The 23,999-nt window shown below is 67.5% G+C and carries 25 protein-coding genes; 22 read left to right on the top strand and 3 right to left on the bottom strand.

What is annotated here, in order from left to right:
• Window positions 1-30: 30 nt before the first annotated feature.
• The 6 genes from G6N24_RS13900 (at window position 31) to G6N24_RS25380 (ending at window position 5,740) form a co-directional block, all read left to right on the top strand.
• The gene (locus G6N24_RS13900; protein WP_085160808.1) at window positions 31-1,767 is read left to right on the top strand and encodes a serine/threonine protein kinase; all 1,737 of its coding nucleotides are present in this window, start codon (window positions 31-33) and stop codon (window positions 1,765-1,767) included.
• Between the two features lie 67 nt (window positions 1,768-1,834).
• Window positions 1,835-3,718 carry an N-acyl-D-amino-acid deacylase family protein gene (locus tag G6N24_RS13895; protein WP_139822415.1) on the top strand — a complete coding sequence of 628 codons (1,884 nt, stop codon included), beginning with the start codon at window positions 1,835-1,837 and terminating at the stop codon, window positions 3,716-3,718.
• On the top strand, window positions 3,719-4,378 hold the full coding sequence (locus G6N24_RS13890) for a TetR/AcrR family transcriptional regulator (RefSeq protein WP_085160813.1): 660 nt from the start codon (window positions 3,719-3,721) through the stop codon (window positions 4,376-4,378).
• A gap of 158 nt (window positions 4,379-4,536) precedes the next feature.
• Window positions 4,537-4,815 carry a hypothetical protein gene (locus G6N24_RS13885; protein WP_139822414.1) on the top strand — a complete coding sequence of 93 codons (279 nt, stop codon included), beginning with the start codon at window positions 4,537-4,539 and terminating at the stop codon, window positions 4,813-4,815.
• Between the two features lie 2 nt (window positions 4,816-4,817).
• Window positions 4,818-5,288 (top strand): LysR family transcriptional regulator, encoded by a 471-nt coding sequence (locus G6N24_RS25385; RefSeq protein WP_269151256.1) that lies wholly within the window; start codon window positions 4,818-4,820, stop codon window positions 5,286-5,288.
• Window positions 5,285-5,740 (top strand): LysR substrate-binding domain-containing protein, encoded by a 456-nt coding sequence (locus G6N24_RS25380; protein WP_269151255.1) that lies wholly within the window; start codon window positions 5,285-5,287, stop codon window positions 5,738-5,740. The genes G6N24_RS25385 and G6N24_RS25380 overlap by 4 nt, the downstream gene beginning before the upstream one ends.
• 39 nt (window positions 5,741-5,779) lie before the next feature.
• Here the strand turns inward: G6N24_RS25380 and G6N24_RS13875 are convergent, their stop codons facing one another.
• A complete protein-coding gene (locus G6N24_RS13875; protein ID WP_085161372.1) occupies window positions 5,780-6,664 on the bottom strand; it encodes a D-alanyl-D-alanine carboxypeptidase family protein in 885 nt (294 codons plus the stop codon).
• Between the two features lie 57 nt (window positions 6,665-6,721).
• On the opposite strand from G6N24_RS13875, the gene G6N24_RS13870 reads away from it, so the two are divergent.
• From G6N24_RS13870 to trmD, 5 genes are all read left to right on the top strand, one after another.
• Window positions 6,722-7,153, top strand: coding sequence for a nuclear transport factor 2 family protein (locus G6N24_RS13870; RefSeq protein WP_085161370.1), 432 nt, complete (start codon window positions 6,722-6,724; stop codon window positions 7,151-7,153).
• Window positions 7,154-7,335: 182 nt separating this feature from the next.
• Window positions 7,336-7,893 carry a 30S ribosomal protein S16 gene (rpsP, locus tag G6N24_RS13865; RefSeq protein WP_085161368.1) on the top strand — a complete coding sequence of 186 codons (558 nt, stop codon included), beginning with the start codon at window positions 7,336-7,338 and terminating at the stop codon, window positions 7,891-7,893.
• Between the two features lie 8 nt (window positions 7,894-7,901).
• Window positions 7,902-8,144 carry an RNA-binding protein gene (locus G6N24_RS13860; RefSeq protein ID WP_036354608.1) on the top strand — a complete coding sequence of 81 codons (243 nt, stop codon included), beginning with the start codon at window positions 7,902-7,904 and terminating at the stop codon, window positions 8,142-8,144.
• 53 nt (window positions 8,145-8,197) lie between these two features.
• Window positions 8,198-8,731, top strand: a complete 534-nt coding sequence (gene rimM, locus G6N24_RS13855) for a ribosome maturation factor RimM (protein ID WP_085161374.1) — start codon at window positions 8,198-8,200, stop codon at window positions 8,729-8,731.
• Between the two features lie 13 nt (window positions 8,732-8,744).
• The gene (gene trmD, locus G6N24_RS13850) at window positions 8,745-9,431 is read left to right on the top strand and encodes a tRNA (guanosine(37)-N1)-methyltransferase TrmD (protein WP_085161366.1); all 687 of its coding nucleotides are present in this window, start codon (window positions 8,745-8,747) and stop codon (window positions 9,429-9,431) included.
• Between the two features lie 80 nt (window positions 9,432-9,511).
• Here trmD and G6N24_RS13845 read toward each other — a convergent pair whose 3' ends face one another.
• Complete coding sequence (locus tag G6N24_RS13845) at window positions 9,512-11,296, bottom strand: IS1634 family transposase (protein ID WP_232070563.1); 1,785 nt, start codon at window positions 11,294-11,296, stop codon at window positions 9,512-9,514.
• Between the two features lie 224 nt (window positions 11,297-11,520).
• Complete coding sequence (locus G6N24_RS13840; RefSeq protein ID WP_085162847.1) at window positions 11,521-12,477, bottom strand: serine hydrolase; 957 nt, start codon at window positions 12,475-12,477, stop codon at window positions 11,521-11,523.
• Between the two features lie 395 nt (window positions 12,478-12,872).
• Here G6N24_RS13840 and rplS point away from each other — a divergent pair, with 395 nt between their 5' ends.
• From rplS to G6N24_RS13785, 11 genes are all read left to right on the top strand, one after another.
• On the top strand, window positions 12,873-13,214 hold the full coding sequence (rplS, locus tag G6N24_RS13835) for a 50S ribosomal protein L19 (RefSeq protein ID WP_023372313.1): 342 nt from the start codon (window positions 12,873-12,875) through the stop codon (window positions 13,212-13,214).
• Between the two features lie 73 nt (window positions 13,215-13,287).
• Entirely contained in the window at window positions 13,288-14,154 is an 867-nt protein-coding gene (gene lepB / locus G6N24_RS13830; RefSeq protein WP_085162848.1) for a signal peptidase I, read from the top strand.
• Between the two features lie 2 nt (window positions 14,155-14,156).
• A complete protein-coding gene (locus G6N24_RS13825) occupies window positions 14,157-14,960 on the top strand; it encodes a ribonuclease HII (protein WP_085162849.1) in 804 nt (267 codons plus the stop codon).
• Between the two features lie 55 nt (window positions 14,961-15,015).
• The gene (locus G6N24_RS13820) at window positions 15,016-15,321 is read left to right on the top strand and encodes a DUF2469 domain-containing protein (protein WP_012393608.1); all 306 of its coding nucleotides are present in this window, start codon (window positions 15,016-15,018) and stop codon (window positions 15,319-15,321) included.
• 49 nt (window positions 15,322-15,370) lie between these two features.
• Window positions 15,371-17,710 carry an FdhF/YdeP family oxidoreductase gene (locus tag G6N24_RS13815; RefSeq protein WP_085162850.1) on the top strand — a complete coding sequence of 780 codons (2,340 nt, stop codon included), beginning with the start codon at window positions 15,371-15,373 and terminating at the stop codon, window positions 17,708-17,710.
• Window positions 17,710-18,543, top strand: coding sequence for a formate dehydrogenase accessory sulfurtransferase FdhD (fdhD, locus tag G6N24_RS13810; RefSeq protein ID WP_085162851.1), 834 nt, complete (start codon window positions 17,710-17,712; stop codon window positions 18,541-18,543). Before G6N24_RS13815 ends, fdhD begins: the two co-directional genes overlap by 1 nt.
• Window positions 18,544-18,665: 122 nt before the next feature.
• Window positions 18,666-19,034 carry a YraN family protein gene (locus tag G6N24_RS13805; RefSeq protein ID WP_085162900.1) on the top strand — a complete coding sequence of 123 codons (369 nt, stop codon included), beginning with the start codon at window positions 18,666-18,668 and terminating at the stop codon, window positions 19,032-19,034.
• The gene (locus G6N24_RS13800; protein ID WP_085162852.1) at window positions 19,034-20,545 is read left to right on the top strand and encodes a YifB family Mg chelatase-like AAA ATPase; all 1,512 of its coding nucleotides are present in this window, start codon (window positions 19,034-19,036) and stop codon (window positions 20,543-20,545) included. Before G6N24_RS13805 ends, G6N24_RS13800 begins: the two co-directional genes overlap by 1 nt.
• The gene (gene dprA / locus G6N24_RS13795; RefSeq protein ID WP_085162853.1) at window positions 20,542-21,714 is read left to right on the top strand and encodes a DNA-processing protein DprA; all 1,173 of its coding nucleotides are present in this window, start codon (window positions 20,542-20,544) and stop codon (window positions 21,712-21,714) included. The genes G6N24_RS13800 and dprA overlap by 4 nt, the downstream gene beginning before the upstream one ends.
• A 33-nt stretch (window positions 21,715-21,747) precedes the next feature.
• Window positions 21,748-22,599 carry a siderophore-interacting protein gene (locus tag G6N24_RS13790; RefSeq protein ID WP_085162854.1) on the top strand — a complete coding sequence of 284 codons (852 nt, stop codon included), beginning with the start codon at window positions 21,748-21,750 and terminating at the stop codon, window positions 22,597-22,599.
• A 117-nt stretch (window positions 22,600-22,716) separates the two neighbouring features.
• Window positions 22,717-23,613 (top strand): tyrosine recombinase XerC, encoded by an 897-nt coding sequence (locus tag G6N24_RS13785; protein ID WP_085162855.1) that lies wholly within the window; start codon window positions 22,717-22,719, stop codon window positions 23,611-23,613.
• Window positions 23,614-23,999 lie beyond the last annotated feature (386 nt).

Genomic DNA, 23,999 nt, shown 5'->3' with positions numbered 1-23,999 from the left:
GCCGGGCCCGAACGTGGTTACTATCGCGAAATGGCGTTGGCCACTGGAACGAGCTTTGCCGGTTACACCGTGGTGCGGAGGCTGGGTTCCGGCAGGACCGGAGACGTCTACCTCGTCCAGCGGACCGATTCGCCGGGCTGGCAGGCATTGAAGGTTCTTCCGCTGGCGATGTCGGCGGACGACGAATTCCGCCGCCGGTTTCACCAGGAGACGCCGATCGTCGCAAACCTCTATCATCCGCACATCGTCGAGGTGCATGACCGCGGCGAGTTCGACGGACAGCTGTGGGTCGCGATGGACTACGTCAACGGCGTCAACGGCGAGCAGCTCATGGCCGATCGATTCCCGGCGGTTCTACCGGCCGGTGAGGTGCTCGCGATCATCACGGCAACGGCGGCAGCGCTCGACTATGCCCACCAGCGCGGACTACTGCATCGCGACGTCAAACCCGCCAACATCCTGCTAACCGGACCCGGGGACGGCGAACAACGGATTCTGTTGACCGACTTCGGGATAGCCCGCCGACCGGATGGCGCCGTCGCCTACGCCGCGCCCGAACAGCTGATGGGTGCCGCCGTCGACGGGCGCGCCGACCAATACGCGTTGGCTGCCACCGCATTTCACCTGTTGACCAGCGCGCGGCCGGTCGAACGTTCCGGGCCGCCGCGACTCAGCGACCAGCGCCCGGAGCTGGCACGCCTCGATGGGCTGTTCGCCAGGGCACTCGCCAAAAGGCCCGCGGACCGGTTCGGGAGCTGTCGAGAGTTCGCCGAGGCGGTCAACCGGCAAGCTGGCGTCGGCGGCGGTGATCGCAGTCCCGAGGCCGTCTTCGTGGTCGACTACCCGGCTTACGAGTGGCCCGGCGCCGACGACGCCGGCGACACCGAATCGGCCCCCGAGCCGCTACTCCATGCCCCGGGCACGTCGAAACGACGCGGCACGATCCTGCAGTCGGCGGCTTCCGCGTTGGCGCGGCGCCTGGACAGCTTCTCCACCCCGGCCAAGGTGCCGACTAAGGCGTCATCAGCGGTCGGCGCCGGGCCGCCGTCCTCCCCGCCGAAGCGCCGCGCGCCGCGCTCGATCCTGTTCGCGAGCGCAGCGGCGGTCCTGCTGGTCGGGCTGGTCGCCTTGGGTGTCGTGATCGGGCGCGAGACCGACAGGGCGTCCACCCGGGCAGCCAACCCGACGACGAGCGCCCCGCCCGCGGCCGGCACGCCGACGACCAGCGCCCCGGTCGCCGCGCCTGTTCCGCTCGATGGCACCTACCGCATCGAGGTCGAACGCTCGAAGCAGACGTTCGATTACACGCCCAACCCGCAACCACCCGACGTGAGCACCTGGTGGGCTTTCCGTTCGTCGTGCACGCCGACGACCTGTGTTGCCACCGGAACGCTGCTCGACGACAACGACCACACGCGGGCAAAGCCGGACGGCGGCCGCCCGATCATCCTCGACTTCACCGACGGTCGTTGGCAGTCCCGCCCGGAAACGGTGGTCTTCCCCTGCGTCGGACCAAACGGGGAAGCAAAGACCCAGACCACGCTGCAGGCACTGTCCTTGCGTCTGCAGCCCCAGCACGAGCTGGTCGGTGAGATGACGGTCACCGTGCAAACCAACGAATGCGGCCAGCAAGGAGCCGTCGTCCGGATTCCCGCGGTGGCGACCCGCAGCGGGGACGTGCCGCCGGCGGTCAACGTGCCAGATCCGGGAACGATGACGCCCGCCCCAACGTCGCCGACCACAACGGCTTCGGGGCCCGGTCGCTGATCCGGTCATCGCTCACACCCCCTTGACCTGCGTATCTGTCGCGGCGGCGGGTTCGCAGGTAGAAAAGATTGCGAGCGCTCGCTATCTCTGTTACCGTCGTCGCAACTCGGGCGACCCGGAGGGCGCAGTGACGTACGACGTGATCATTCGCGACGGATTGTGGTTCGACGGCACGGGCAACGCCCCGCTAGTCCGGACCCTGGGTATTCGCGACGGCGTGGTGGCCACGGTGGCTAACCCCTCGGAGCGGCCGCTCGAGGAGACCGGCTGCCCACAGCTGATCGACGCGGCGGGCAAGTGGATCGTGCCGGGCTTCATCGACGTGCACACCCACTACGACGCCGAGGTGCTGCTGGATCCCGGCCTGCGCGAGTCGGTGCGCCACGGTGTCACCACGGTGTTGCTGGGCAACTGCTCGCTGTCGACGGTCTACGCGAACTCCGAGGATGCCGCCGATCTGTTCAGCCGGGTCGAGGCGGTGCCGCGGGAATACGTCCTTGGCGCCCTGGACGCCGCCAAGACCGAAAAGGCATGGTCGACGGCCGCCGAATACGTCGAGGCGATCGACGCCCTGCCGCTGGGGCCGAATGTGGGCTCGCTGCTTGGTCATTCGGATTTGCGAGCCGCGGTGCTGGGACTTGATCGCGCCACCGACGACACCGTGCGGCCCACCGACGCCGAACTGGAGCGGATGGCGACATTGCTCGATGACGCGCTCGATGCCGGGGTGCTCGGCATGTCGGGGATGGATGCGGCGATCGACAAGCTCGACGGCGACCGCTTCCGGTCGCGTGCGCTGCCGTCCACCTTCGCGACGTGGCGGGAACGGCGCAGGCTGATCGAGGTATTGCGCAAGCGCGGCCGGATCCTGCAGAGCGCACCCGACGTCGACAACCCGGCGTCGGCCCTGATGTTTTTCCTGTCCAGCAGCCGGATACTCAACCGCGGCAAGGGAGTTCGGATGAGTATGCTGGTGTCCGCCGACGCCAAGTCGATGCCCCTTGCGGTGTACGTCTTTGGGCTCGGCACCCGCATTCTCAACAAGCTTCTGCGCTCGAGCGTGCGTTTCCAGCATCTGCCGGTCCCGTTCGAGTTGTATTCCGACGGAATCGATCTGCCCGTCTTCGAAGAGTTCGGCGCCGGAACGGCGGCCCTTCATCTGCGCGAACAGCTGCAGCGCAACGAGTTGCTGGCCGACACGTCCTACCGCCGCTGGTTTCGCCGTGAGTTCGACCGGATCAAGCTTGGACCTTCGTTGTGGCACCGCGACTTCCACGACGCGGTGATCGTCGAATGCCCCGATAAGTCGTTGATCGGCAAGAGCTTTGGCGCAATCGCCGACGCGCGAGGGCTGCACCCGCTCGACGCATTCCTTGACGTGTTGGTGGAAAATGGTGAGCGCAACGTGCGGTGGACAACCACCGTCGCCAACCACCGGCCCAAGCAGCTCAACAAACTCGCCGCGGAATCGAGCATCCACATGGGTTTCTCCGATGCCGGCGCCCACCTGCGAAACATGGCGTTCTACAACTTCGGCCTTCGGCTGCTCAAGCGCGCGCGGGATGCCGACCGGGCCGGAACGCCGTTCTTGTCCGTGCAACGGGCGGTGCACCGCCTCACCGGCGAGCTGGCCGACTGGTTCGGCATCGACGCCGGAACGTTGCGGGAGGGCGACCGCGCGGACTTCGCGGTGATCGACCCCGCCCACCTGGACGAGTCCGTCGACGGCTATTACGAGGAGGAGGTCCCCTTCTACGGCGGCTTGCGGCGCATGGTCAACCGCAACGATGCGACTGTCGTCGCGACGGGAGTGGGCGGCGCCGTCGTCTTCCGCGGAGGCCAATTCGGAGGCCGATTCCGCGAGGGCTACGGCCAAACCGTGAAGTCGGGCCGGTACCTGCGGGCGGGCGAGCGGCACCGGGGCGTGAGGGCCCTGGGAGTCGGGGCCTGAATGGCCAGGACCCAGCGGCAACGCCGCGAAGAAACCGTCGCACGGCTGATCGAGGCCGGCATCGCCACCATCAGCGAGGTCGGATACGCCCGGGCCTCCGCCGCGGTGATCACCAAGCGCGCGGGGATGTCCGTCGGCGCGCTGTTCCGCCATTTCGAAACGATGGGCGACTTCATGGCGGCCACCGCATCGGAGGTGTTGCGCCGTCAGCTGGAGGCGTTCACCAAGCGAGTCGCTGATATACCCGCCGACCGGTCGGCGCTGGAGGCGGTGCTGACAATCCAGCGGGACCTCACCAGCAGCCCCACCAACGCGGTCCTGTACGAACTGCTGATCGCTGGCCGCACCGACGAGAAGCTCCACGCGCACCTGCAGAATGTGTTCGGGCGGTACAGCGCCAAGATCCACGACGCCGCACGCGCACTGCCCGGGGCCGCGAACTTCAGCGGGGCAGACGGCTTCGCCGAGGAGGCATTCCCGGTTCTGGTGGCCCTATTGACGAACGTGTTCGACGGGGCCGCCCTCGTGCGAGGGTTGCTGCCGGACTTCGACATCGAGGATCGACGGATTCAGCTGCTCGCGGCGATACTGACCGCGGCATGGCGCGATTTTTCCGCCCGGGCCGCACCTTCAACAGCCCTCGATGGACCCCCGACGTGAGTCGGGTTGCCCGCAGTGAACCACTTGACGAGAACCACGGGGGGTACCGGCGATGGTGAGGAGCATCATGACGCGATCGTGCTCCCACCCCCGTGATCGCAATGTGCCGGCCGTTCCACGCGGCCGTCGGGGTCAATCTCAACCATGGAGCCGCCATCATGGACACCGCTTTCTGGGTCGTGACGCTGTCGGCATCCCTGTGGTCGCTGCATGCCCTATTCGTCGGTCCGGCCGGAGAGCCTGGCATGCGCGACGACTTCGAACTGATCATCACGCCCAGCAATGGCGCGGGCAACACCCATCTCGGAATCTACTTCGGAGTGGCGGCAGCGACGTTGTCCGTCCTGGCCCACCGCTATCCCGATGCGACCCAACGATGGGCATCTGAGTGCGGGTTGGGCGCAAACCCTTGCGTGCCACGGAATTTTGGAGTCTGACTGTGGAGCTTTATCAGCTGCGTTACTTCCAGACGGTCGCCGAGGTCGGCACGCTGCGCGACGCCGCCGAGAAGTTGGCGGTGTCGCAATCGGCCGTCAGCCGGGCCATCGCCATGCTCGAATCCGAGATCGGGGTCGAGCTGTTCACCCGGCGCGGCCGGGCCAACGAACTCAACCGGTTCGGGCGGGCGTTCCTGCGCGCGAGCCGAAGCGCGCACCACAGCCTCGAGACCGCCGTGTCCGACGTGCGCCAACTCGCCGGCGCCGACGCCGGCACGGTGGCCCTGGGATTCCTCATGTCGCTGGGCGCGGCCACGGTGCCCCGGCTGATCCGCCGTCATCATGACCGCCACCCCGCGGCCCGATTCGAGCTGCGCCAGCGCTCCGGACCCGTACTGGTCAACGATCTCACCAGCGGCGCCATCGACGTCTGCCTTAGCTACCGCGTGACATTCGACGAATCACCCGGGTGAAATGGCATCCGTTGTTCACCCAACCGCTTTATGCCGTGGTCGATCCGGAGCATCCGTTGGCTCACCGGGAGGTGATCGGCTTCGAAGAGCTTGCCGGACAACCGTTTGTGGCCCTGGACCGCAATCACACGCTGCGCAGGATCTTCGACGACGCCTGCGAGCGTCATGGCATCAGGCCCACGATCGCCTTCGAGGGCGCCGACATCTGCACGTTGCGCGGCCTGATCGGGGCGGGGTTGGGGGTGGGTGTGCTGCCCAGGGCGGCCACACCGCCGCCGGACATCGTCGAGATCGCCGTCGACGACACGCAGCTGGTCCGGCCCATCGCGGTCGGCTGGATGACCAACCGGTATCTGCCGCCGTCGGCCGCCGCGTTCCGTGACACCGTGATCGCGTCCTGCGGCCTGCCGGAACACGATTTCAAGTCAGCCGCGCGGCGTATCGCGGGCTGAATCTATCGCCTATCCCGGCCCTATCGCGCTTGTAGCCCGTCACAGCGAGCCGATGCTGGCTTGCGGGTTGAGGGCGAAACCCCAGTCGAACAGGCTCGCAGCCTGATCCCAGTATGTCGGTCCGCCCTGTTGGATCAGCCCGTACATCATCGCGATCACCAGCCGGCGGCCACCGCGGGCGGCGGCGCCGACGAACGTCTTACGCGCCGCGTTGGTGAAGCCCGTCTTGCCGCCGATCGCGCCCGGATACCGCTGCAGCAGTTCGTCCTGGTTGACGATCGGTTGGTCACCGTTGTCACCGGGGAACATCGCCGACGGCTCGGCGGTGATCTGCGCGAAGACCGGATTGGCCATAGCGGCCCGGAAGACGACCGCCAGGTCGTGCGCGGTGGACGCCCCGGAGCCACCGGGTCCGTCCAGACCGGACGGTGTCGCCGCGTAGGTATTGGCAGCCCCCAGGGCCGCGGCCTTGGCGTTCATCTTGGCGACGGTGGCGTCCTGGCCACCCAGCATGTGCGCCAGCGTGTTCGCGGCGTCGTTGCCCGAAACCAGTAGCAGCCCGTCGAGCAGTTGGCGTGCGGTGTAGGTGCGGCCCGGCTTGACGCCGACGCAGTTGCACTCCACCTGGGTGTCGGCGACGTCGGCGACGACGGTCGAGTTCAGGTCCAGCTCGTCGAGGGCGACCAGCGCCAACAGCACCTTAATGGTGCTCGCGGGCGGGTGGGCCACGTTCTGGTCGCGGCCGGCCAGCACCTGACCGCTGTCGAGATCGGCCACGATCCAGGTCTGGGCCGGGCCGTCGGGGATGGGCGTCGAACCGGCAGGCTGTGCGTCGCTGTCGGCGGTCGCGATCGGAAGGGCGGTGCCCATACCGCAGGCACCGACGGTGAGCAGCACGGTGGCCGCCGCCATGAGCTTTCGCATGGGCGCCCAGTTTAACTTTCCTGCCGCCCAGCGCACCCTCGGTGTTTGAATCGAGCCATGTTGAGCCTCGCTGAAATCTCGGACCGCCTGGAAATACAGCAGCTGCTGGTGGACTACTCCACCGCGATCGACCTGCGCCGATTCGACGACCTCGACAACGTGTTCACGCCCGATGCCTACATCGACTACCGGGCGTTGGGAGGCATCGACGGCCCGTATCCGGAAGTGAAGCGGTGGCTGTCGCAGGTGCTGCCCAACTTTCCGATGTATGCGCACATGCTCGGTAACTTCTCGGTGTGCATCGACGGGGCTACCGCGTCGTCGCGGGTGATCTGCTTCAACCCGATGGTGCTCGGGGGCGACCCACCCAAGAACACGGAACAGGTGCTGTTCTGCGGGCTGTGGTATGACGACGAGTTTGTGCGCACGCCCGAGGGGTGGCGGATGACCCGGCGGGTCGAAACCAAATGCTTTCAGAAGGTGATGTAACGCCGGCAGCGAATTTCTCCTGGAGGATTGAGTTCTGGCACAATAGGCGGCTGTCCGCCGGGCGACTACGCGCTTTTTCGGATGCTGCCCGGTGGTCACACACGCGAGGCAAAACCGGATCCGGGCATCCCGCCTAGGTCGCTGAATTGCAGCGTGACGCACACAGGAGAAATCGCTCAACCATGGCTGTGAAGATCAAGCTCACTCGGCTTGGCAAGATCCGCAATCCCCAGTACCGCATCGCCGTCGCCGACGCGCGCACCCGCCGCGACGGCCGCTCCATCGAGGTGATCGGCCGTTACCACCCGAAGGAAGAGCCGAGCCTCATCGAGATCAACTCCGAGCGCGCCCAGTACTGGCTTTCCGTGGGTGCGCAGCCCACCGAACCAGTGCTTAAGTTGCTGAAGATCACGGGCGACTGGCAGAAGTTCAAGGGCCTGCCGGGTGCCGAGGGCCGGCTCAAGGTTGCCCCGGCCAAGCCGAGCAAGCTCGAGTTGTTCAACGCCGCGCTCGCCGCCGCCGACGGCGCGCCCACCACCGAGGCTGCGAAGCCGAAGAAAAAGGCCCCGGCCAAGAAGGCCGCCAAGACTGCCGAGGCTACGGAAGAGGCCCCGAAGGAAGCCCCCGCCGACGCCCCTGAAGAAACCGCCGCTGAGGCGGGCCCGGAAGCCGAGCAGGCCGAGACGCCGCCCGGGGGTGGCGAGCAGTCCGGGCCGACCGCCTCGTCTACGGAAAGCTGACAGGCGCCATGAGTACGGTCGTCGTCGACGCTGTTGAACACCTGGTCCGTGGGATCGTCGACAACCCGGACGATGTCCGGGTGGACCTGGTAACCAGTCGGCGTGGGCGAACTGTCGAGGTCCATGTTCATCCCGATGACCTGGGCAAGGTGATCGGTCGCGGGGGCCGTACCGCGACCGCGTTGCGAACGCTGGTTGCCGGTATCGGTGGCCGGGGTATTCGAGTGGACGTGGTGGACACCGACCAGTAATCAGCGTGCCCGCTCGCCTGTCGGGCATGAGCGGTAGCGACTCGGGGATCGAGATGGAGCTGGTAATCGGGCGCGTGGTGAAGGCGCACGGCGTCACCGGCGAAGTCGTCGTCGAGATCCGCACCGACGATCCGGATGCCCGGTTTGCGCCGGGTACGACGTTGCGCGCGAAGATGCCACGCGACGGCGGTCAACAACGGCGCTATGTCGTGGACAGCGTGCGCGACCATGGTGGACGGCTGCTGGTGCGCCTGGCCGGAGTGGCGGACCGCGACGCCGCCGACGCGCTGCGCGGCAGCTTGTTCGTCATCGACTCCGATGACCTGCCGCCGATCGATGAGCCGGACACCTTCTACGACCACCAGCTGGAAGGCCTTCAGGTCCGGACGACGACGGGGGAGCGTGTTGGGGTCGTTGCCGAGGTGCTGCACACCGCGGCCGGTGAGTTACTGGCGGTCCGGCGCGAATCCGGCCTCCCGACTCCGGAAGTGCTGGTGCCGTTCGTCAGCGCGATCGTCACGTCGGTGTCGTTGGATGACGGCACCGTGGAGATCGATCCGCCCGCCGGCCTGCTGGATCTGACGTAGCGGGCGCATTGACATGAGGATTGAAGTCGTCACAATCTTCCCGGCCTACCTAGAGCCGTTGCGACAATCGTTGCCGGGCAAGGCGATTGCGTCGGGCGTGGTCGACTTGCGGGTGCACGACCTGCGACGCTGGACCCACGACGTGCACCACTCGGTGGACGACGCGCCCTACGGCGGCGGTCCGGGGATGGTGATGAAAGCTCCGGTGTGGGGCGAGGCGCTCGACGAAATCTGTTCCGGCGAAACGCTGTTGGTTGTGCCCACACCCGCCGGTGCGCTGTTCACCCAAGCCACCGCGCAGCGCTGGAGCACCGAAACGCACCTCGTGTTCGCCTGCGGCCGCTACGAGGGCATCGACCAGCGGGTGGTCGACGATGCCGCCCGCCGGATGCGCGTCGAAGAGGTCTCGATCGGTGACTACGTGTTGCCCGGTGGGGAGTCGGCGGCCATGGTGATGATCGAGGCCGTGCTACGGTTGCTGGCCGGCGTGCTCGGCAATCCTGCTTCGCACCACGATGATTCGCACTCGCCGGGCCTGGATCGGCTGCTGGAGGGGCCAAGCTATACCCGGCCGCCGAGCTGGCGGGGCCTCGACGTTCCGGAGGTGCTGCTATCCGGTGATCACGCCCGAATCGCCGCCTGGCGTCGGGAGATCTCGCTGCGCCGCACTCGTGAACGCCGCCCCGAGCTGCTGGACTAAACCGAAGTTGCGACTGTTGGGTTAGGTGATTTCTTGGGTTTACCTGGGGTTTTGCCGGTTCGGGTGGGTGTTTGTTCTGGCTACGCGGCGATGGTGAGGGGAATGGTGGTGTCGATGAGGTCGAAGGCGCGGCGTTGGTCGGGGGTGGGTTCGGTGAGTTTGTCGATTTCGATGTCGGTGTCGTGGTAGCGGATGCGGTCGCGGGTGAGGGTGCCGAGATGGTCGAGCAGGCCGCGGAAGCTGCGTAGCGGGTTGCCGTCGGCGTCGTGTTTTGTCGAGGCTTTCGCGTTGGCGGCGGCGGAGCGTTGCGCGGGCGCGACCGGGTTGTCGCGCGCCGGTGGTGTTTCGTCGGTGAAGGTCAGCGGCGCCCAGGCCTTGCGTAGGTGCCAGACGAGGTAGCAGGCCAGCAGGCAGATCAGCACGTGCGCGCGCACGCGCTGATCGAGACGGTGATAGATGGGTCGCAGATCCAGGTCGTCGGCTTTGATGATGCGAAAGTCGCGTTCGATATTGGCCAGGTTCTTGTAGCCGGCGACGACGCCGGCCGCATCGAGGGTGTCGGGGTCAACGCTGGTGCGTAGCACGTAGATGCCATCCAGGGCGGCTTCGGCGTCGATGGCCGCCTGGTTGCGTGCGAAGGTGAAGCTGGTGTCGGTGATGGTGGTGACAAAGTGCTTGTCCACCTTGTATTTTCCGCTGACTTTGCCGAGGGCTTTGCCGATCTCGGCGGCGCCGGACAAGGTGCCGCGGTCCACCCGGTCCTTGATCCGGGCGAGCTCTTTGTCGGTGGCGTCCAGTAGATCGCGGCGTTTGCGGGCACGCTCGGCCGCCAGAGCGGGGTTGCGGCAGGCGATGAGCCGTTCGTCGGGGTAGTCGGGGTGGACGATCTCGGCCAGGTCCTGGGTGTCGAACAGGGTCATCTGCAGTGGCCCGTCGTCACGGGCGAGTTTGGCGATCGCCGGTGCCCGCAGCGCGGTGATCCACCCGAAATCGGTTGGGGCGTCGGGGTTGTCGTTGAGTTCGCGCAGCATGCCGATGCGCGCGGAGGTGATCATGCCGCGATCACCCACCAGCACCAGGTCGGTGAGGCCGAAGGTGGCGGGCAGTTCGGCGACGATCTCGGTGAACGCGACCGGGTCGGCGGTATCCCCGCGCACCACCCGCACCGCCACCGGCCGTCCGCCGGGGTCGGTGAGCACCCCGTACTCGATCTGCGCGCAGCCCTTCTTGCCGTCGCGGGAATACCCGTGCGCGGCCAGCTCACAACACCGCCCGGTCACCCACGAACTGGTCAGGTCAAACAACGCCATCCGATGCGGGTTTGCTTGCGGGCTCAGGTGTTTGGCGGCCAGTTTGCGCTCGATCGCATCTTGGCGGTGCGCCAGCCAGTCCATCGCCGCGTAGATCTCGTCGGTCGACGCCCCCGCCACGTCCAGATCGACACCCAACGTGGTATCGGGCCACCGTGACAGGGTGGACAGCTTGGACGCTGGGCGGATCACCCGCGAGATGATCAACGCGAACACCACATCGCGTGACCGGCAGGCCGGGCCCAGCAGCGCGGGAAACCCGAGCCGATGCGCCATCGCCGACACCGCGGCCACATGCCCGTGCGGCAGCGAGCGGGTCTTGGTGAACTCGCTGCCCGCCGGGATCAGGGCCTGCCCCTTCAGCGTCGCCTCCAGCGCGGTGATCGAGGCCGCCGGCAGCATCGACAGGTTGGCCACCGTCTCGTTCCGCACTTTGGCGCCGTCGCGAAACGTGCGGCGCAGATACACCGATTCGTAGTCACGCCGCCGCCCCTGCTTATCCACATGAGTCTTCTTGACTCTGACTACGTGGACTTTCCCCATGTTGCGCGGCATACCAAGCATCGTAACCGACCTACCGCGACGATCATCAACACAACACACCAGTATTCTGACTACAAACACCAGGGCTTCAACACCCGAAACGTCAGGTCACATCACACTTCCGCGTCAGAACCCGTCGCAACTTCGGACTAAAGGACCGGCGAGAAGACGCAAAAGCACCCTGAATTGGGCCAGTTTGGGGGCTTTTGCGGCCGCTCGCGAGCCAGTGGCGCCGGTCAGATTCGACCGTTGGGAAATATGGTCTTGACCGCTTGGGTGATTGTCGCCCGCGCGGTGGCGTCGTCGGAGGGTTGCAGCGACTCGATCACCATGATGTAGCGGCGGTCCGCCCCGATCACCCCGGTCGACAGGTGCATCCAGTCGTTGCCGATGCAGCACATCCAGCCCTGCTTGACCGCCACCTGTTCGGCGTACAGACCGTCCGGGATGCCGAACCGCTGCGGGTAGCCGTCGACTCCGGTTGGGGTGGAGCGCGCCAGGTCGTCGAAAATGATGCCGGCCCGCTCCCGGGGGAGCCCGCCCGACCCATCGAGCAGCATGTCGTAGTAACGGATCAGGTCAGACGCCGAGCTGATCGTGTTCCACCACCGCCCGTCGCTAGGCGGCATGGTCGACGACAGTCCGTACCGGTTCGCGACCGCAGTGATGATGGCGTCGCCGCCGTCCAGGCCCCAGAATCTTTCCGCGGCGCCGTCGTCAGATGACCGCAGCATGATGTCCAATGCCTGGTGGTCCTCGGGGGACAGCGTGGTCCGGCCTTCGGATTCCTGCAGCAGCAGCTGGTCGGCGATGAAGAGCTTGGCCACCGACGCGGTGGCGATGATCTGGGTGTTGCCATTGGAGACCAGCTGGTGGGTGGCCCGATCGAGGATGGCCACCGCAAGGGTGGCTCCACTGGCAGCGGCTTCGTCGGTTGCCTGTTGAATGCGCGCCTGCACTCCGCGCAGCGCGGCGTTCGGCAGTGACTGCATCGGCTGGCCTGGTGCGGAGATGACCCGCAGCAGCAGATCAACCAGCTGGGGTTGCGGTTGTAGTTGCAGTTGAGACGGGTGGCGGTCCGGCGTGCGGGATGCCCCGGATACTTTTGCCGCTACCTTCGCCTCGCACCCGGCCACCACGATCAGCGCCGCCGCGGCTGCGGCGGTGAGCAGTGACAGTGGCCGGGCTCGCATCCCTCTCCTCCGGCATCCTCCGACATCGTGTTATCTGGGCGGCCGCATTGCCATCTGCCCGGGCGTCACGCTAGGTTCGGGTTCGACTCGCGCGGTTTGACCCCATTCACGTTTGACCTCATTCAGGTTTGACCCTATTCAGGTTTGACCCCAGTCATATGTACCATTCGGCAGCGCTTTCTGTCGGGCACGAACCACCTCGACCTCCTGTGATTTTCACTGCCTGCGGACTGTCTGGCACAATTGACCAGTTGTCTCCAGCGGTTGTCGGCCGGTCGGGCCGCTTCCCGCCCGCTGTGAGGCACGCCCAGAAGCCCGAATCCATCGGCTTGGTAATCGCCCTCACCCTCGTGTGGGCAGCTACCGAGCCGCGACCGCGAGGAAGTGCGACTCCAATGAACAGGCTGGACTTCGTCGATAAGGCGTCGCTGCGCGACGACATCCCGGCCTTCAGCCCGGGCGACACCATCAACGTGCACGTCAAGGTGATTGAGGGCGCCAAGGAGCGCATCCAGGTGTTCAAGGGCGTGGTGATCCGCCGGCAGGGCGGAGGTATCCGCGAGACGTTCACGGTGCGCAAGGAGAGCTACGGTGTCGGCGTCGAGCGGACCTTCCCGGTGCATTCGCCGAACATCGACCACATCGAGGTGGTGACCCGTGGCGATGTCCGCCGCGCGAAGCTCTACTACCTGCGCGAACTCCGAGGCAAGAAGGCCAAGATCAAGGAGAAGCGCTGAGTGCGCAGACCTGGGCGGCGCCCGGCTCGCCTCGCCCTGCTAAGCCGCGAATTGTGCTGGCTACGCTGATCTGGTGACCGACCCATCTGAGCCCCAGTCCGACGCTGGTCAGTCGGAGCCGAAGGTCTCTACCCGCGACCCCGCCGCCGCCGAAACGGCACCCGAAGAGGCACCTGCGGCAGCCCACGAGGATAAGCCGGAGCCCGACAAGAAATCCACGCTGCGGGAACTCGCGATCCTGGCGGTGATCGCGGTGGTGCTCTACTACGTCATGTTGACGTTTGTCGCGCGTCCGTACCTGATCCCCTCGGAGTCGATGGAGCCCACGCTGCACGGGTGTTCGGGCTGCGTCGGCGACCGCATCATGGTGGACAAACTCAGTTACCGCTTCGGCTCACCGCGGCCCGGCGATGTCATTGTCTTCAGGGGCCCGCCGTCGTGGAACGTCGGTTACAAATCGATCCGCTCACCCAACACCGCGCTGCGCTTGTTGCAGAACGCGCTGTCGTTCATCGGTTTCGTGCCTCCCGACGAGAACGACCTGGTCAAGCGCGTCATCGCGGTTGGGGGCCAGACGGTTGAATGCCGGTCCGACTCCGGCTTGACGGTCAACGGCAAGCCGCTCAAGGAGCCATACCTGAATCCCGGCACCATGATGGCCGACCCGTCGGTGTACCCGTGCCTGGGCAGCGAGTTCGGGCCGGTCACCGTGCCGCAGGGTCGACTGTGGGTGATGGGCGATAACCGGACGCACTCGGCGGATTCGCGCGCCCACTGCGCCAGCAGCCCGGCCGAGGCATTGAAGGGCATCCTGTGCACCGGTGATCCGAACCCGGGAACCGTGCCGGTGGGCAACGTCATCGGTAAGGCCAGGTTCATCGTTTGGCCACCGACGCGATGGCGCGGTGTGGGTTCCGTGAACCCCCAGCAGGGTCAGTAGCCATGGCCACCACGTGGCCGCCGCGGACGGTGATCCGTAAATCTGGGGGTTTGCGGGGGATGCGCACCCTGGAGTCCGCGCTGCACCGCAGTGGTTTGGGGCCGGTGGCCGGGGTGGACGAGGTGGGTCGTGGCGCCTGCGCGGGCCCGCTGGTGGTCGCGGCCTGTGTGCTGGGGCCGAATCGCCTGGAAAGCCTTGTTGCCCTCGATGATTCGAAGAAGCTCACCGAGAAGGCCCGGGAGAAGCTGTTCCCGCTGATCTGCCGCTACGCGCTGGCCTACCACGTGGTTTTCATCCCGCCGGCCGAGGTCGACCGGCGCGGCGTGCACGTGGCCAACATCGAGGGCATGCGGCGTGCGGTGGCGGGCCTTTCGGTGCGTCCCGGCTATGTCCTGAGCGACGGTTTTCGCGTTCCCGGACTGCCGATGCCGTCGCTGCCGGTGATCGGGGGCGACGCGGCGGCCTCCTGCATCGCGGCGGCGAGTGTGCTGGCCAAAGTCAGCCGGGACCGGTTGATGGTCGCGATGGACACCGAGCACCCCGGCTACGGGTTCGCCGAGCACAAGGGCTACAGCACCCCCGCGCACAGCGCGGCGCTGACCCGGCTGGGTCCCTGCCCCGAGCACCGTTATTCGTTCATCAACGTCCGCCGCGTGGCAACCGGATCGAGCACCCGCACGGTGGCCGAATGCAAACCGGACCCTCGGGCGAGCACGGCGAATACGAGTGAGGAAAGATGGGATCAGATTTCCCACCCGGCGGCGATGCGGGTCGCTAGAGGGCTTCCGGACCCCGCGGGGTCCTGAGCGGGAAGTCGAGCATATTCGCAGGGAGAAGGACGTCTGAGCAGATGAGTGGCAGATGAGTGCTGAGGATCTCGAAAAGTACGAAACCGAGATGGAGCTCTCGCTGTACCGCGAATACAAGGACATCGTCGGCCAGTTCAGCTACGTGGTGGAAACCGAGCGACGCTTCTATCTGGCAAACAGCGTGGAAATGGTGCCCCGCAACGCCGACGGCGAGGTGTATTTCGAGCTGCGGCTGGCGGACGCCTGGGTGTGGGACATGTACCGCCCGGCGCGCTTCGTGAAGCAGGTGCGGGTGGTCACGTTCAAGGACGTCAACATCGAAGAGGTCGAAAAGCCCGAGCTGCGGCTGCCGGAATAGCGATCCCGACGGCTCGGTCGGGCCGGAGCAGTCGTGGGGCTGGCGATGGATGTACGTTGAGGCGGTGAGGTTTCAGCGGTCAGCCGCGTCGCGCGACATCCGCGCCGACTACGACGAGCACGCGGTGACGGTCTCGCCGCGCAGGCACGTGGCGGCGGGCGTACGGGCGGTGGTGGTATCGCTGCAGCGAGGCCTACGGCAGATGGGCACGGTGCGCACCGCTGCGGCGCTGGCCCGGCTGAATCAGCGCCACGGCTTCGACTGCCCTGGCTGTGCATGGCCGGAGGAGCACGGCGGACGCAAGTTGGCCGAGTTCTGCGAGAACGGGGCCAAGGCCGTTGCCGAGGAGGCCACCAAGCGCACGGTCACGCCGGAGTTCTTCGCCCGGCACTCGATCGGCGAGTTGTCTGCCAGGCCGGAGTACTGGCTTTCCCAGCAGGGCCGCCTCACCCACCCGATGGTGGTGCGCCCCGGGGACGATCACTACCGGCCGATCGGCTGGGATGCCGCCTACCGGCTGATCGCCGACCGGCTCAATGCCCTGGACAGCCCGGATCAGGCCGTGTTCTACACGTCGGGGCGCACCAGCAACGAGGCCGCGTTCTGCTACCAGCTGATGGTTCGCAGCTTTGGCACCAACAACCTGCCCGACTGCTCCAACATGTGCCACGAGTCGTCGGGCTCGGCGCTGACCGAGTCGATCGGCATCGGCAAGGGATCGGTCACCGTCGACGACGTCGCGCATGCCGATCTGATCGTCATCGCGGGGCAAAACCCGGGCACCAACCACCCGCGGATGCTGTCGGTGCTGGAGAAGGCAAAGGCCAACGGCGCCAAGATCATTGCCGTCAATCCCCTGCCCGAGGCCGGGTTGATCCGCTTCAAGGATCCGCAGAGGGTGCACGGGGTTGTGGGGCATGGCGTCCCGATCGCCGACGAGTTCGTGCAAATCCGCCTCGGCGGGGACATGGCTTTGTTCGCCGGACTGGGCCGGCTGCTGCTCGAGGCCGACGACCGCGCCCCGGGCACCGTGATCGACCACGCGTTCGTCGAGCGGCATTGCGCCGGGTTCGACTCGTATCGGCGCCGCACCCTTGCGGTCGACTTCGACGTGGTGCTGGCCGCCACCGGTATCGAACGGGCACAGCTTGACCGCGTCGCCGCGATGTTGATGGCGTCGCAGCGCACCGTCGTCTGCTGGGCGATGGGCCTGACCCAGCATCGGCATGCGGTCGCCACCATCGGCGAGATCACCAACGTGCTGCTGCTGCGCGGCATGATCGGCAAGCCCGGCGCCGGAGTGTGCCCGGTCCGCGGGCATTCCAACGTGCAGGGCGACCGCACGATGGGCATCTGGGAGAAGATGCCCGAGACCTTCCTGGCGTCGCTGGATCGCGAGTTCGGCATCGTCAGCCCCCGTAAGCACGGCTTCGACACCGTCGACGCGATCCGTGCCATGCGCGACGGGCGGGCCACCTTCTTTATGGGCATGGGCGGCAACTTCGCCTCGGCCACCCCCGACACCGCCGTCACCGAGAACGCCTTGCGCAGTTGTGCGTTGACCGTGCAGGTTTCGACCAAACTCAACCGTAGCCACCTGGTCCACGGGGCCACCGCGCTGATCCTGCCGACGCTGGGTCGCACCGACCGCGACATCCGGGGCGGGCGCAAACAGCTGGTGTCTGTTGAGGATTCGATGTCGATGGTGCACTTGTCGCGCGGCAGCCTGCATCCGCCCAGCGACCTGGTGCGCAGCGAGGTGGAGATCGTCTGTCAGCTGGCCCGCACGCTGCTGGGGCCGCAGCATCCGGTGCCGTGGGAGCGGTTCGCCGCCGACTACGACACGATCCGCGACGCGATCGCGGCGGTGGTTCCCGGCTGCACCGACTACAACCGCAAGGTGCGAGCGCCCGACGGATTCCAGTTGCCCCACCCGCCGCGCGACGCTCGCGAATTCCGTACCAGCACAGGAAAAGCCAACTTCGCGGTCAACCCGTTGGAGTGGGAGCCGGTGCCGCCCGGGCGGCTGGTGCTGCAGACACTGCGCAGCCACGACCAGTACAACACCACGATCTACGGACTTGACGACCGCTATCGCGGGGTCAAGGGTGGCCGTCGCGTGGTGTTCATCAACCCTGCCGACATCGACACGCTGGGCCTGAGCGCGGGCGACCGCATCGACTTGGTGTCGGAGTGGACCGACGCCGAGGGCCGCCTGCAAGAACGGCGGGCGAAAGACTTTCTGGTGGTTGCGTATTCGACTCCGGTCGGCAACGCCGCGGCCTACTACCCGGAGACCAATCCGCTGGTTCCGCTCGATCACACCGCGGCCAAATCCAACACCCCGGTGTCCAAGGCGATCGTCATCCGAGTGGAGCCGGCGTCTTAGTGGGACACGTCACGGCGCGTCGACGGGTGAAGCATCTGTCCGCCGATCAGGCGATCATCCGGCCGGAAACCCTGGTCGTCGAGGAGCCGCTGGAGATCCGCGTCAACGGGACGCCAATCACGGTGACCATGCGCACCCCCGGCTCGGATATCGAGCTCGCGCAAGGCTTTCTGCTCACCGAAGGGGTGATCGGGCACCGCGAAGATGTGCTGATCGCGCGCTCCTGCGGTGGGCCGGATGAGGACCCCACTACCAGGGAAGCCACCACATACAACGTTCTCGACGTGACACTGGCGCCCGGCGTCGCGTCACCGCGTCTTGATGTCACCCGCAACTTCTACACCACGTCGTCGTGCGGGGTCTGCGGCAAGGCGTCGCTTCAGGCCGTGCGGATGATCAGCCGTTTCTCACCCGGCGAGGACGCGACGACCGTCGCCGCCGCCACGCTCAGGGCAATGCCGGACCAACTTAGCTCCGCGCAAAAGGTTTTCGCGAGCACCGGTGGGTTGCACGCCGCGGCGCTGTTTTCGGTGGACGGCACCATGTTCGCCGTGCGTGAGGACATCGGCCGGCACAATGCGGTGGACAAGGTCATCGGCTGGGCTGTGGAGCACGACCGGCTGCCGCTGGGCGCGTCGGTGCTGCTGGTCAGCGGGCGGGCCTCGTTCGAGTTGACCCAGAAGGCGGCGATGGCCGGGATCCCGATCCTTGCCGCGGTGTCCGCGCCGTCGTCGCTGGCCGTCTCGTTGGCCGACGAGTTCGGGATCACCCTCGTGGCCTTCCTGCGGCAAGACTCGATGAACGTGTACACGAGGACCGACCGAATCGTGTAGCGGCCGTGTGCCGGCGGCGAGGCTGTGCATAGACCGCCGGCTGGGGATAACCGGTGGTTGCCCCGTCGGTGAGACGCTGACGGTGGCGTCCGATGTCGGTGCGGCCATGCAGGGTGGCCAGCATGACAACATTGACTCGGGTCCAGCTGGGAGCGTTTGGCGAGGCCCTCGCCGTGGACCACCTGACGCGGACGGGGTTGCGGATCTTGGACCGCAACTGGCGCTGCCGCTACGGCGAAATCGATGTGATCGCCTCCGACACCGCCACCGCAACGGTGTTATTCGTGGAGGTCAAGACCCGTACCGGCGACGGGTACGGGGGGCTGGCGCACGCAGTGACCGAGCGCAAGGTTCGCCGGCTGCGCCGGCTGGCCGCATTGTGGCTGGCCGGTCAGGACGAGCGCTGGTCCGCGGTGCGGATCGACATGATCGGCGTGCGGATCGGCCGTCGCCGCACCCCGGAGATCACGCATCTGCAGGGGATCGGCTGATGGCGTTGGGGCGGGCGTTCTCGGTCGCGGTGCACGGATTGGACGGGGAGACCGTGGAGATCGAGGCCGACATCGCCTCGGGGCTGCCGGGTGTGCACCTGGTGGGTCTGCCCGACGCCGCGTTGCAGGAGTCGCGCGACCGGGTCCGGGCGGCGGTCACCAATTGCGGCAACAGCTGGCCCATGGCCCGGCTCACGCTGGCACTCTCGCCGGCGACGCTGCCGAAAATGGGCTCGGTCTACGACTGCGCCTTGGCGGCCGCCGTGTTGTCGGCGCAGCGGAAGAAGCCGTGGCACCGTCTGGAGAAAACCGTGCTGCTCGGTGAGCTGTCACTGGACGGGCGGGTCCGCCCGGTGCGCGGGGTCCTGCCCGCCGTGCTGGCCGCCAAACGCGACGGCTGGCCGACGGTCGTCGTCCCGACGGACAACCTGGCCGAGGCCAGCCTGGTTGACGGTATCGACGTCTGGGGCGTTCGCACGCTGGGGCAGTTGCAGTGCTGGCTCAGCGGGTCGTCCGGCTTGGACGACAGGATCACCGCGCCGGCCACGACCGCGGAGCCGTCAGCGGATCTGGCCGATGTGGTGGGGCAGTCGCAAGCGCGCTTCGCGGTCGAGGTGGCCGCCGCCGGGGCGCATCATCTGATGTTGACCGGCCCACCGGGAGTGGGCAAAACGATGCTGGCACAACGTCTTCCGGGATTGCTGCCGGCGCTGTCGCATGACGAGTCGCTTGAGGTCACCGCGATCCACTCGGTCGCCGGCCTGCTGTCGGGGGACACGCCGTTGATCACCAGGCCGCCGTTCGTGGCGCCGCACCACAGTTCGACCGTCGCGGCGCTGGTCGGTGGAGGTTCGGGGATGGCCCGCCCGGGCGCCGTCAGCCGGGCACACCGCGGGGTGCTGTTCCTCGACGAGTGCGCGGAGGTCGGTGTCAGGGCCCTGGAAGCATTGCGAACACCATTGGAAGACGGCGAGATTCGCCTGGCCCGCCGCGACGGCGTGGCGTGTTACCCGGCCCGGTTCCAGCTGGTGCTGGCCGCCAATCCGTGCCCGTGCGCGCCCGCTGATCCACAAGACTGCATCTGTGCGGCCGCGGTCAAGAGGCGGTACCTGGGCAAGCTGTCCGGGCCGCTGATGGACCGGGTGGATCTGCGGGTGCAGATGAATCCCGTGCGGGCGGGGGCATTCTCCGCCGCGGCCGGCGAACCGACGCAGCGGGTGCGCCACCGGGTGGCGCTGGCCCGCGACGCCGCCGCCCAGCGCTGGCGACCGCACGGCTTCCGCACCAATGCCGAGGTCAGCGGCGCGTTGCTGCGCCGGAAATACCGTCCCGCCAGCACGGCGATGGAACCGCTGCGTGCGGCGCTGGATCGCGGGCTGCTCAGCATCCGCGGCCTGGATCGCACTCTGCGGGTCGCGTGGACGCTGGCCGACTTGGCCGGGCGGACCTCGCCCGGTCTCGACGAGGTGGCCGCCGCGCTGAGCTTCCGGCAGCCGGGAGCCCGGCGATGAGTGGCGGTCCGGCATTGCGGGCGTGGGCTTATCTGTCCCGGGTGGCGGAGCCGCCGTGCGCGGAACTGGCGGCACTGGTCCGCCGGGTCGGCCCGATGGAGGCGGCCGAGCGCGTCCGGCGCGGGCAGGTCGACGAGGATCTGGCGCGGCACACCGAGTCCAGGCGCGGAATCGACCAGGCAGCAGCCGATCTCGAGCTACTCGCCCGCCGCGGCGGGCGACTGATCACCCCTGACGACGACGAGTGGCCGGTCCTCGCGTTCGCTGCATTCCGCGGCCCCGGAGCCCGGGACAGGTTCCGCGGCGGGCCGCCGATGGTGCTATGGGCGCTGGGTCCCGCCCGTCTCGACGAGGTCGCCCAGCGGGCCGCGGCCGTCGTGGGAACCCGGGCCGCCACGGCCTACGGCGAACACGTGACCTCGGATCTGGCGGCCGGGCTGGTCGAGCGCGACGTCGCGGTGGTCTCTGGTGGCGCGTACGGCATCGACGGCGCCGCTCATCGCGCCGCGCTCAGTTCCGACGGCATCACCGTGGCGGTGCTGGCGGGCGGCTTCGACATCCCCTATCCGGCCGGCCACTCGGCGCTGCTGCATCGCATCGGCCAGCACGGGCTGCTGTTCACCGAATACCCGCCCGGCGTCCGCCCGGCCCGGCACCGATTCCTGATCCGCAACCGCCTGGTGGCCGCGGTTGCCGCGGCGGCCGTCGTCGTGGAAGCGGGCTTGCGCAGCGGCGCCGCGAATACCGCCGCCTGGGCACGGGCGCTGGGCCGGGTGGTGGCGGCGGTTCCCGGGCCGGTCACGTCGTCGGCGTCGGCGGGTTGTCATCTGCTGCTGCGCAACGGCGCGGAGTTGATCACCCGAGCCGACGACATCGTCGAGCTGATCGGTCGCATCGGCGAGCTGGCGCCCGAAGAACCCCGGCCGATGACGGCGTTGGACGGGCTCGGCGAAGCCGAGCGTCAGGTGTACGAGGCGTTGCCGGGCCGGGGCGCCGCCACGATCGACGAGATCGCCGTCGCCTCCGGACTGATGCCCGAGCGGGTACTGGGGCCGCTGGCGATCCTCGAGGTGACCGGGTTGGCTGAGCGCCACGACGGTCGGTGGCGAATCGTTCGCGTCGCTAAGGCCGACGCCGCGGCCCGGATTTCGCAGCCGCGGCTCGTATAGTCAACGAGGGTCGAGTCTGGACAGGAGGACAGAGTGGCAGGTCGACCTCTGCAAGCCTTCGAGGTTGTCGGTACCCAACAGCTCACACCGCACATGGTTCGGGTAGTGCTCGGCGGCAGGGACTTCGACAGCTTCGTGCCCAGCAAGTTCACCGACTCTTACGTCAAGCTGGTATTCCTCGCCGACGACGTCGACGTGGCCGGGTTGGCGCGGCCGTTGACCCTGGACAGCTTTGCGGGCCTGCCCCCCGAGAAGCGGCCTTCGGTGCGGACCATGACCGTCCGGCGCGTCGACGTCGCGGCCGGCGAGATTGCCGTGGACATCGTGGTGCACGGTGAGCGCGGGATAGCCGGTCCGTGGGCGCTATCGGCCCAACCCGGTCAGCCGATATACCTGATGGGCCCGGGCGGCGCCTACACCCCCGACCGGGCCGCCGACTGGCATCTATTGGCCGGGGACGAATCCGCGCTCCCGGCCATGGCGGCGGCGTTGGAAGCGTTGCCCGACAACGCAATCGGCAAGGCCTTCATCGAAGTCGCAGGCCCTGATGACGAGATCGGATTGACGGCGCCGAAGGCTGTTCAGGTGAACTGGGTTTATCGCGGCGGCCGGGCCGATTTGGTTCCCGAGGACCGCGCCGGTGATCACGCACCGCTGATCGAGGCGGTCACCACCGCCGAGTGGTTACCGGGGCAGGTGCACGTCTTCATCCACGGCGAGGCACAAGCCGTCATGCACAACTTGCGCCCCTACATCCGCAATGCGCGCGGTGTGGACGGGGCGTGGGCGTCGTCCATCTCCGGTTACTGGCGGCGCGGACGCACCGAAGAGACGTTCCGGCAGTGGAAGAAAGAACTGGCCGAGGCGGAGGCGGGGGCTCAGTAGCGCTGACCACCGGCTGGGATCTCCACCCCACGGCATGGGGACCTCAAAGATCTCACCCCGGACACATTGCGGCGCGTCGAATACCACTCGGCGGGACGCGCCTGCGACCGTGGGGGGGTGGAGACCGTCCTCGACGAGTTCGACGACTATCTGGCGCTGCAGTGCGGTCGCTCGGTGCACACCCGCCGCGCATACCTGGGCGACCTGCGCTCGCTGCTCGCCTTTCTCGCCGACCGCGGGGCCGATCTGGACGCGCTGAGCCCGCCGGTCCTGCGGTCGTGGCTGGCCACCGCGGCCGGCGCCGGCGCGGCGCGCACGACCCTGGCCCGGCGCGCCTCGGCGGTCAAGGCGTTCACCGCGTGGGCGGCCCGGCGCGGCCTGCTGGCCACCGACCCCGCCGCCCGGTTGCAGGCGCCGAAAGCGCATCGCACACTGCCGGCGGTGCTGCGCCAGGACCAGGCGCTGGCGGCCATGGCGGCGGCGAAATCCGGTGCCGAACAAGGTGATCCGCTGGCTCTGCGGGACCGGCTGATTGTCGAACTGTTGTATGCCACCGGAATCCGGGTCAGCGAACTGTGCGGCCTCGACGTCGACGACATCGACTCCGGTCATCGGCTGGTGCGAGTTCTCGGTAAGGGAAACAAGCAGCGCACCGCGCCGTACGGCCAGCCCGCCGCCGACGCGCTATCTGACTGGCTGGCCGACGGGCGTCCCGCGCTGGCCACCGCGGAGTCCGGCGCGGCGCTGTTGCTCGGCGCCCGGGGGCGGCGGCTCGATGTGCGGCAGGCGCGCACCGTGGTGCACCAGACCGTTGCCGCGGTGGACGGCGCGCCCGACATGGGTCCGCACGGGCTGCGGCACAGCGCGGCAACCCACCTGCTTGAAGGCGGCGCCGACCTGCGCGTGGTCCAGGAGTTGCTGGGTCATTCCAGCCTGGCGACCACCCAGCTGTACACCCATGTCACGGTCGCCCGGTTGCGAGCGGTGCACGATCAAGCCCATCCGCGGGCTTGATGGTATGAGGGTTGTGGAGTGGACGGGCGAGGACGACAGAATCCTAACTTTGGATGAAAAGTTGGCGATTCGCGGATTAACGGCGACTCGCCGGAAATCAACAATCCGACGGTGTTTCCCGGGATGACCGTCTTATCGCACTAATAAGCGACTGTTGCCTGAATCAACTGGGGCAGAAAGCGCTTATTGTTTGTAACCGCATACCCGAAAATGCTGGCGGCGACGGTGCCAACTATCCAGCTATCAGCGATGAGAGCACAGATGGAATGGTTTGCCTTACGACCGGCAGGGTTGCCGCCGTGCGATCCACGTGGACAGCCGGCTTGGTTCGTGACGGCGCCGCGGGTCACCACCCATTCCCATGGGGCGGTCGAGAACGTTGCCGC

This window comes from Mycobacterium lacus (genome assembly GCF_010731535.1).
GTDB lineage: Bacteria > Actinomycetota > Actinomycetes > Mycobacteriales > Mycobacteriaceae > Mycobacterium > Mycobacterium lacus.
The sequence above is the reverse complement of the archived record's forward strand: the minus strand, read 5'-3'. Positions and strand labels throughout refer to the sequence as shown.

Coding starts and splice junctions, on each gene's coding strand:
- G6N24_RS13845 (WP_232070563.1), bottom strand. CDS start 11,296: ATGCCGCGCAACATGGGGAAAGTCCACGTAGTCAGAGTCAAGAAGACT.
- rplS (WP_023372313.1), top strand. CDS start 12,873: ATGAACAGGCTGGACTTCGTCGATAAGGCGTCGCTGCGCGACGACATC.
- G6N24_RS13885 (WP_139822414.1), top strand. CDS start 4,537: ATGGACACCGCTTTCTGGGTCGTGACGCTGTCGGCATCCCTGTGGTCG.
- G6N24_RS13800 (WP_085162852.1), top strand. CDS start 19,034: ATGGCGTTGGGGCGGGCGTTCTCGGTCGCGGTGCACGGATTGGACGGG.
- trmD (WP_085161366.1), top strand. CDS start 8,745: ATGAGGATTGAAGTCGTCACAATCTTCCCGGCCTACCTAGAGCCGTTG.
- G6N24_RS13825 (WP_085162849.1), top strand. CDS start 14,157: ATGGCCACCACGTGGCCGCCGCGGACGGTGATCCGTAAATCTGGGGGT.
- G6N24_RS13860 (WP_036354608.1), top strand. CDS start 7,902: ATGAGTACGGTCGTCGTCGACGCTGTTGAACACCTGGTCCGTGGGATC.
- G6N24_RS13870 (WP_085161370.1), top strand. CDS start 6,722: ATGTTGAGCCTCGCTGAAATCTCGGACCGCCTGGAAATACAGCAGCTG.
- dprA (WP_085162853.1), top strand. CDS start 20,542: ATGAGTGGCGGTCCGGCATTGCGGGCGTGGGCTTATCTGTCCCGGGTG.
- G6N24_RS13815 (WP_085162850.1), top strand. CDS start 15,371: ATGTACGTTGAGGCGGTGAGGTTTCAGCGGTCAGCCGCGTCGCGCGAC.
- G6N24_RS13900 (WP_085160808.1), top strand. CDS start 31: ATGGCGTTGGCCACTGGAACGAGCTTTGCCGGTTACACCGTGGTGCGG.
- rimM (WP_085161374.1), top strand. CDS start 8,198: ATGGAGCTGGTAATCGGGCGCGTGGTGAAGGCGCACGGCGTCACCGGC.
- G6N24_RS13840 (WP_085162847.1), bottom strand. CDS start 12,477: ATGCGAGCCCGGCCACTGTCACTGCTCACCGCCGCAGCCGCGGCGGCG.
- G6N24_RS13875 (WP_085161372.1), bottom strand. CDS start 6,664: ATGCGAAAGCTCATGGCGGCGGCCACCGTGCTGCTCACCGTCGGTGCC.
- rpsP (WP_085161368.1), top strand. CDS start 7,336: ATGGCTGTGAAGATCAAGCTCACTCGGCTTGGCAAGATCCGCAATCCC.
- G6N24_RS13820 (WP_012393608.1), top strand. CDS start 15,016: ATGAGTGCTGAGGATCTCGAAAAGTACGAAACCGAGATGGAGCTCTCG.
- G6N24_RS13890 (WP_085160813.1), top strand. CDS start 3,719: ATGGCCAGGACCCAGCGGCAACGCCGCGAAGAAACCGTCGCACGGCTG.
- G6N24_RS13805 (WP_085162900.1), top strand. CDS start 18,666: ATGACAACATTGACTCGGGTCCAGCTGGGAGCGTTTGGCGAGGCCCTC.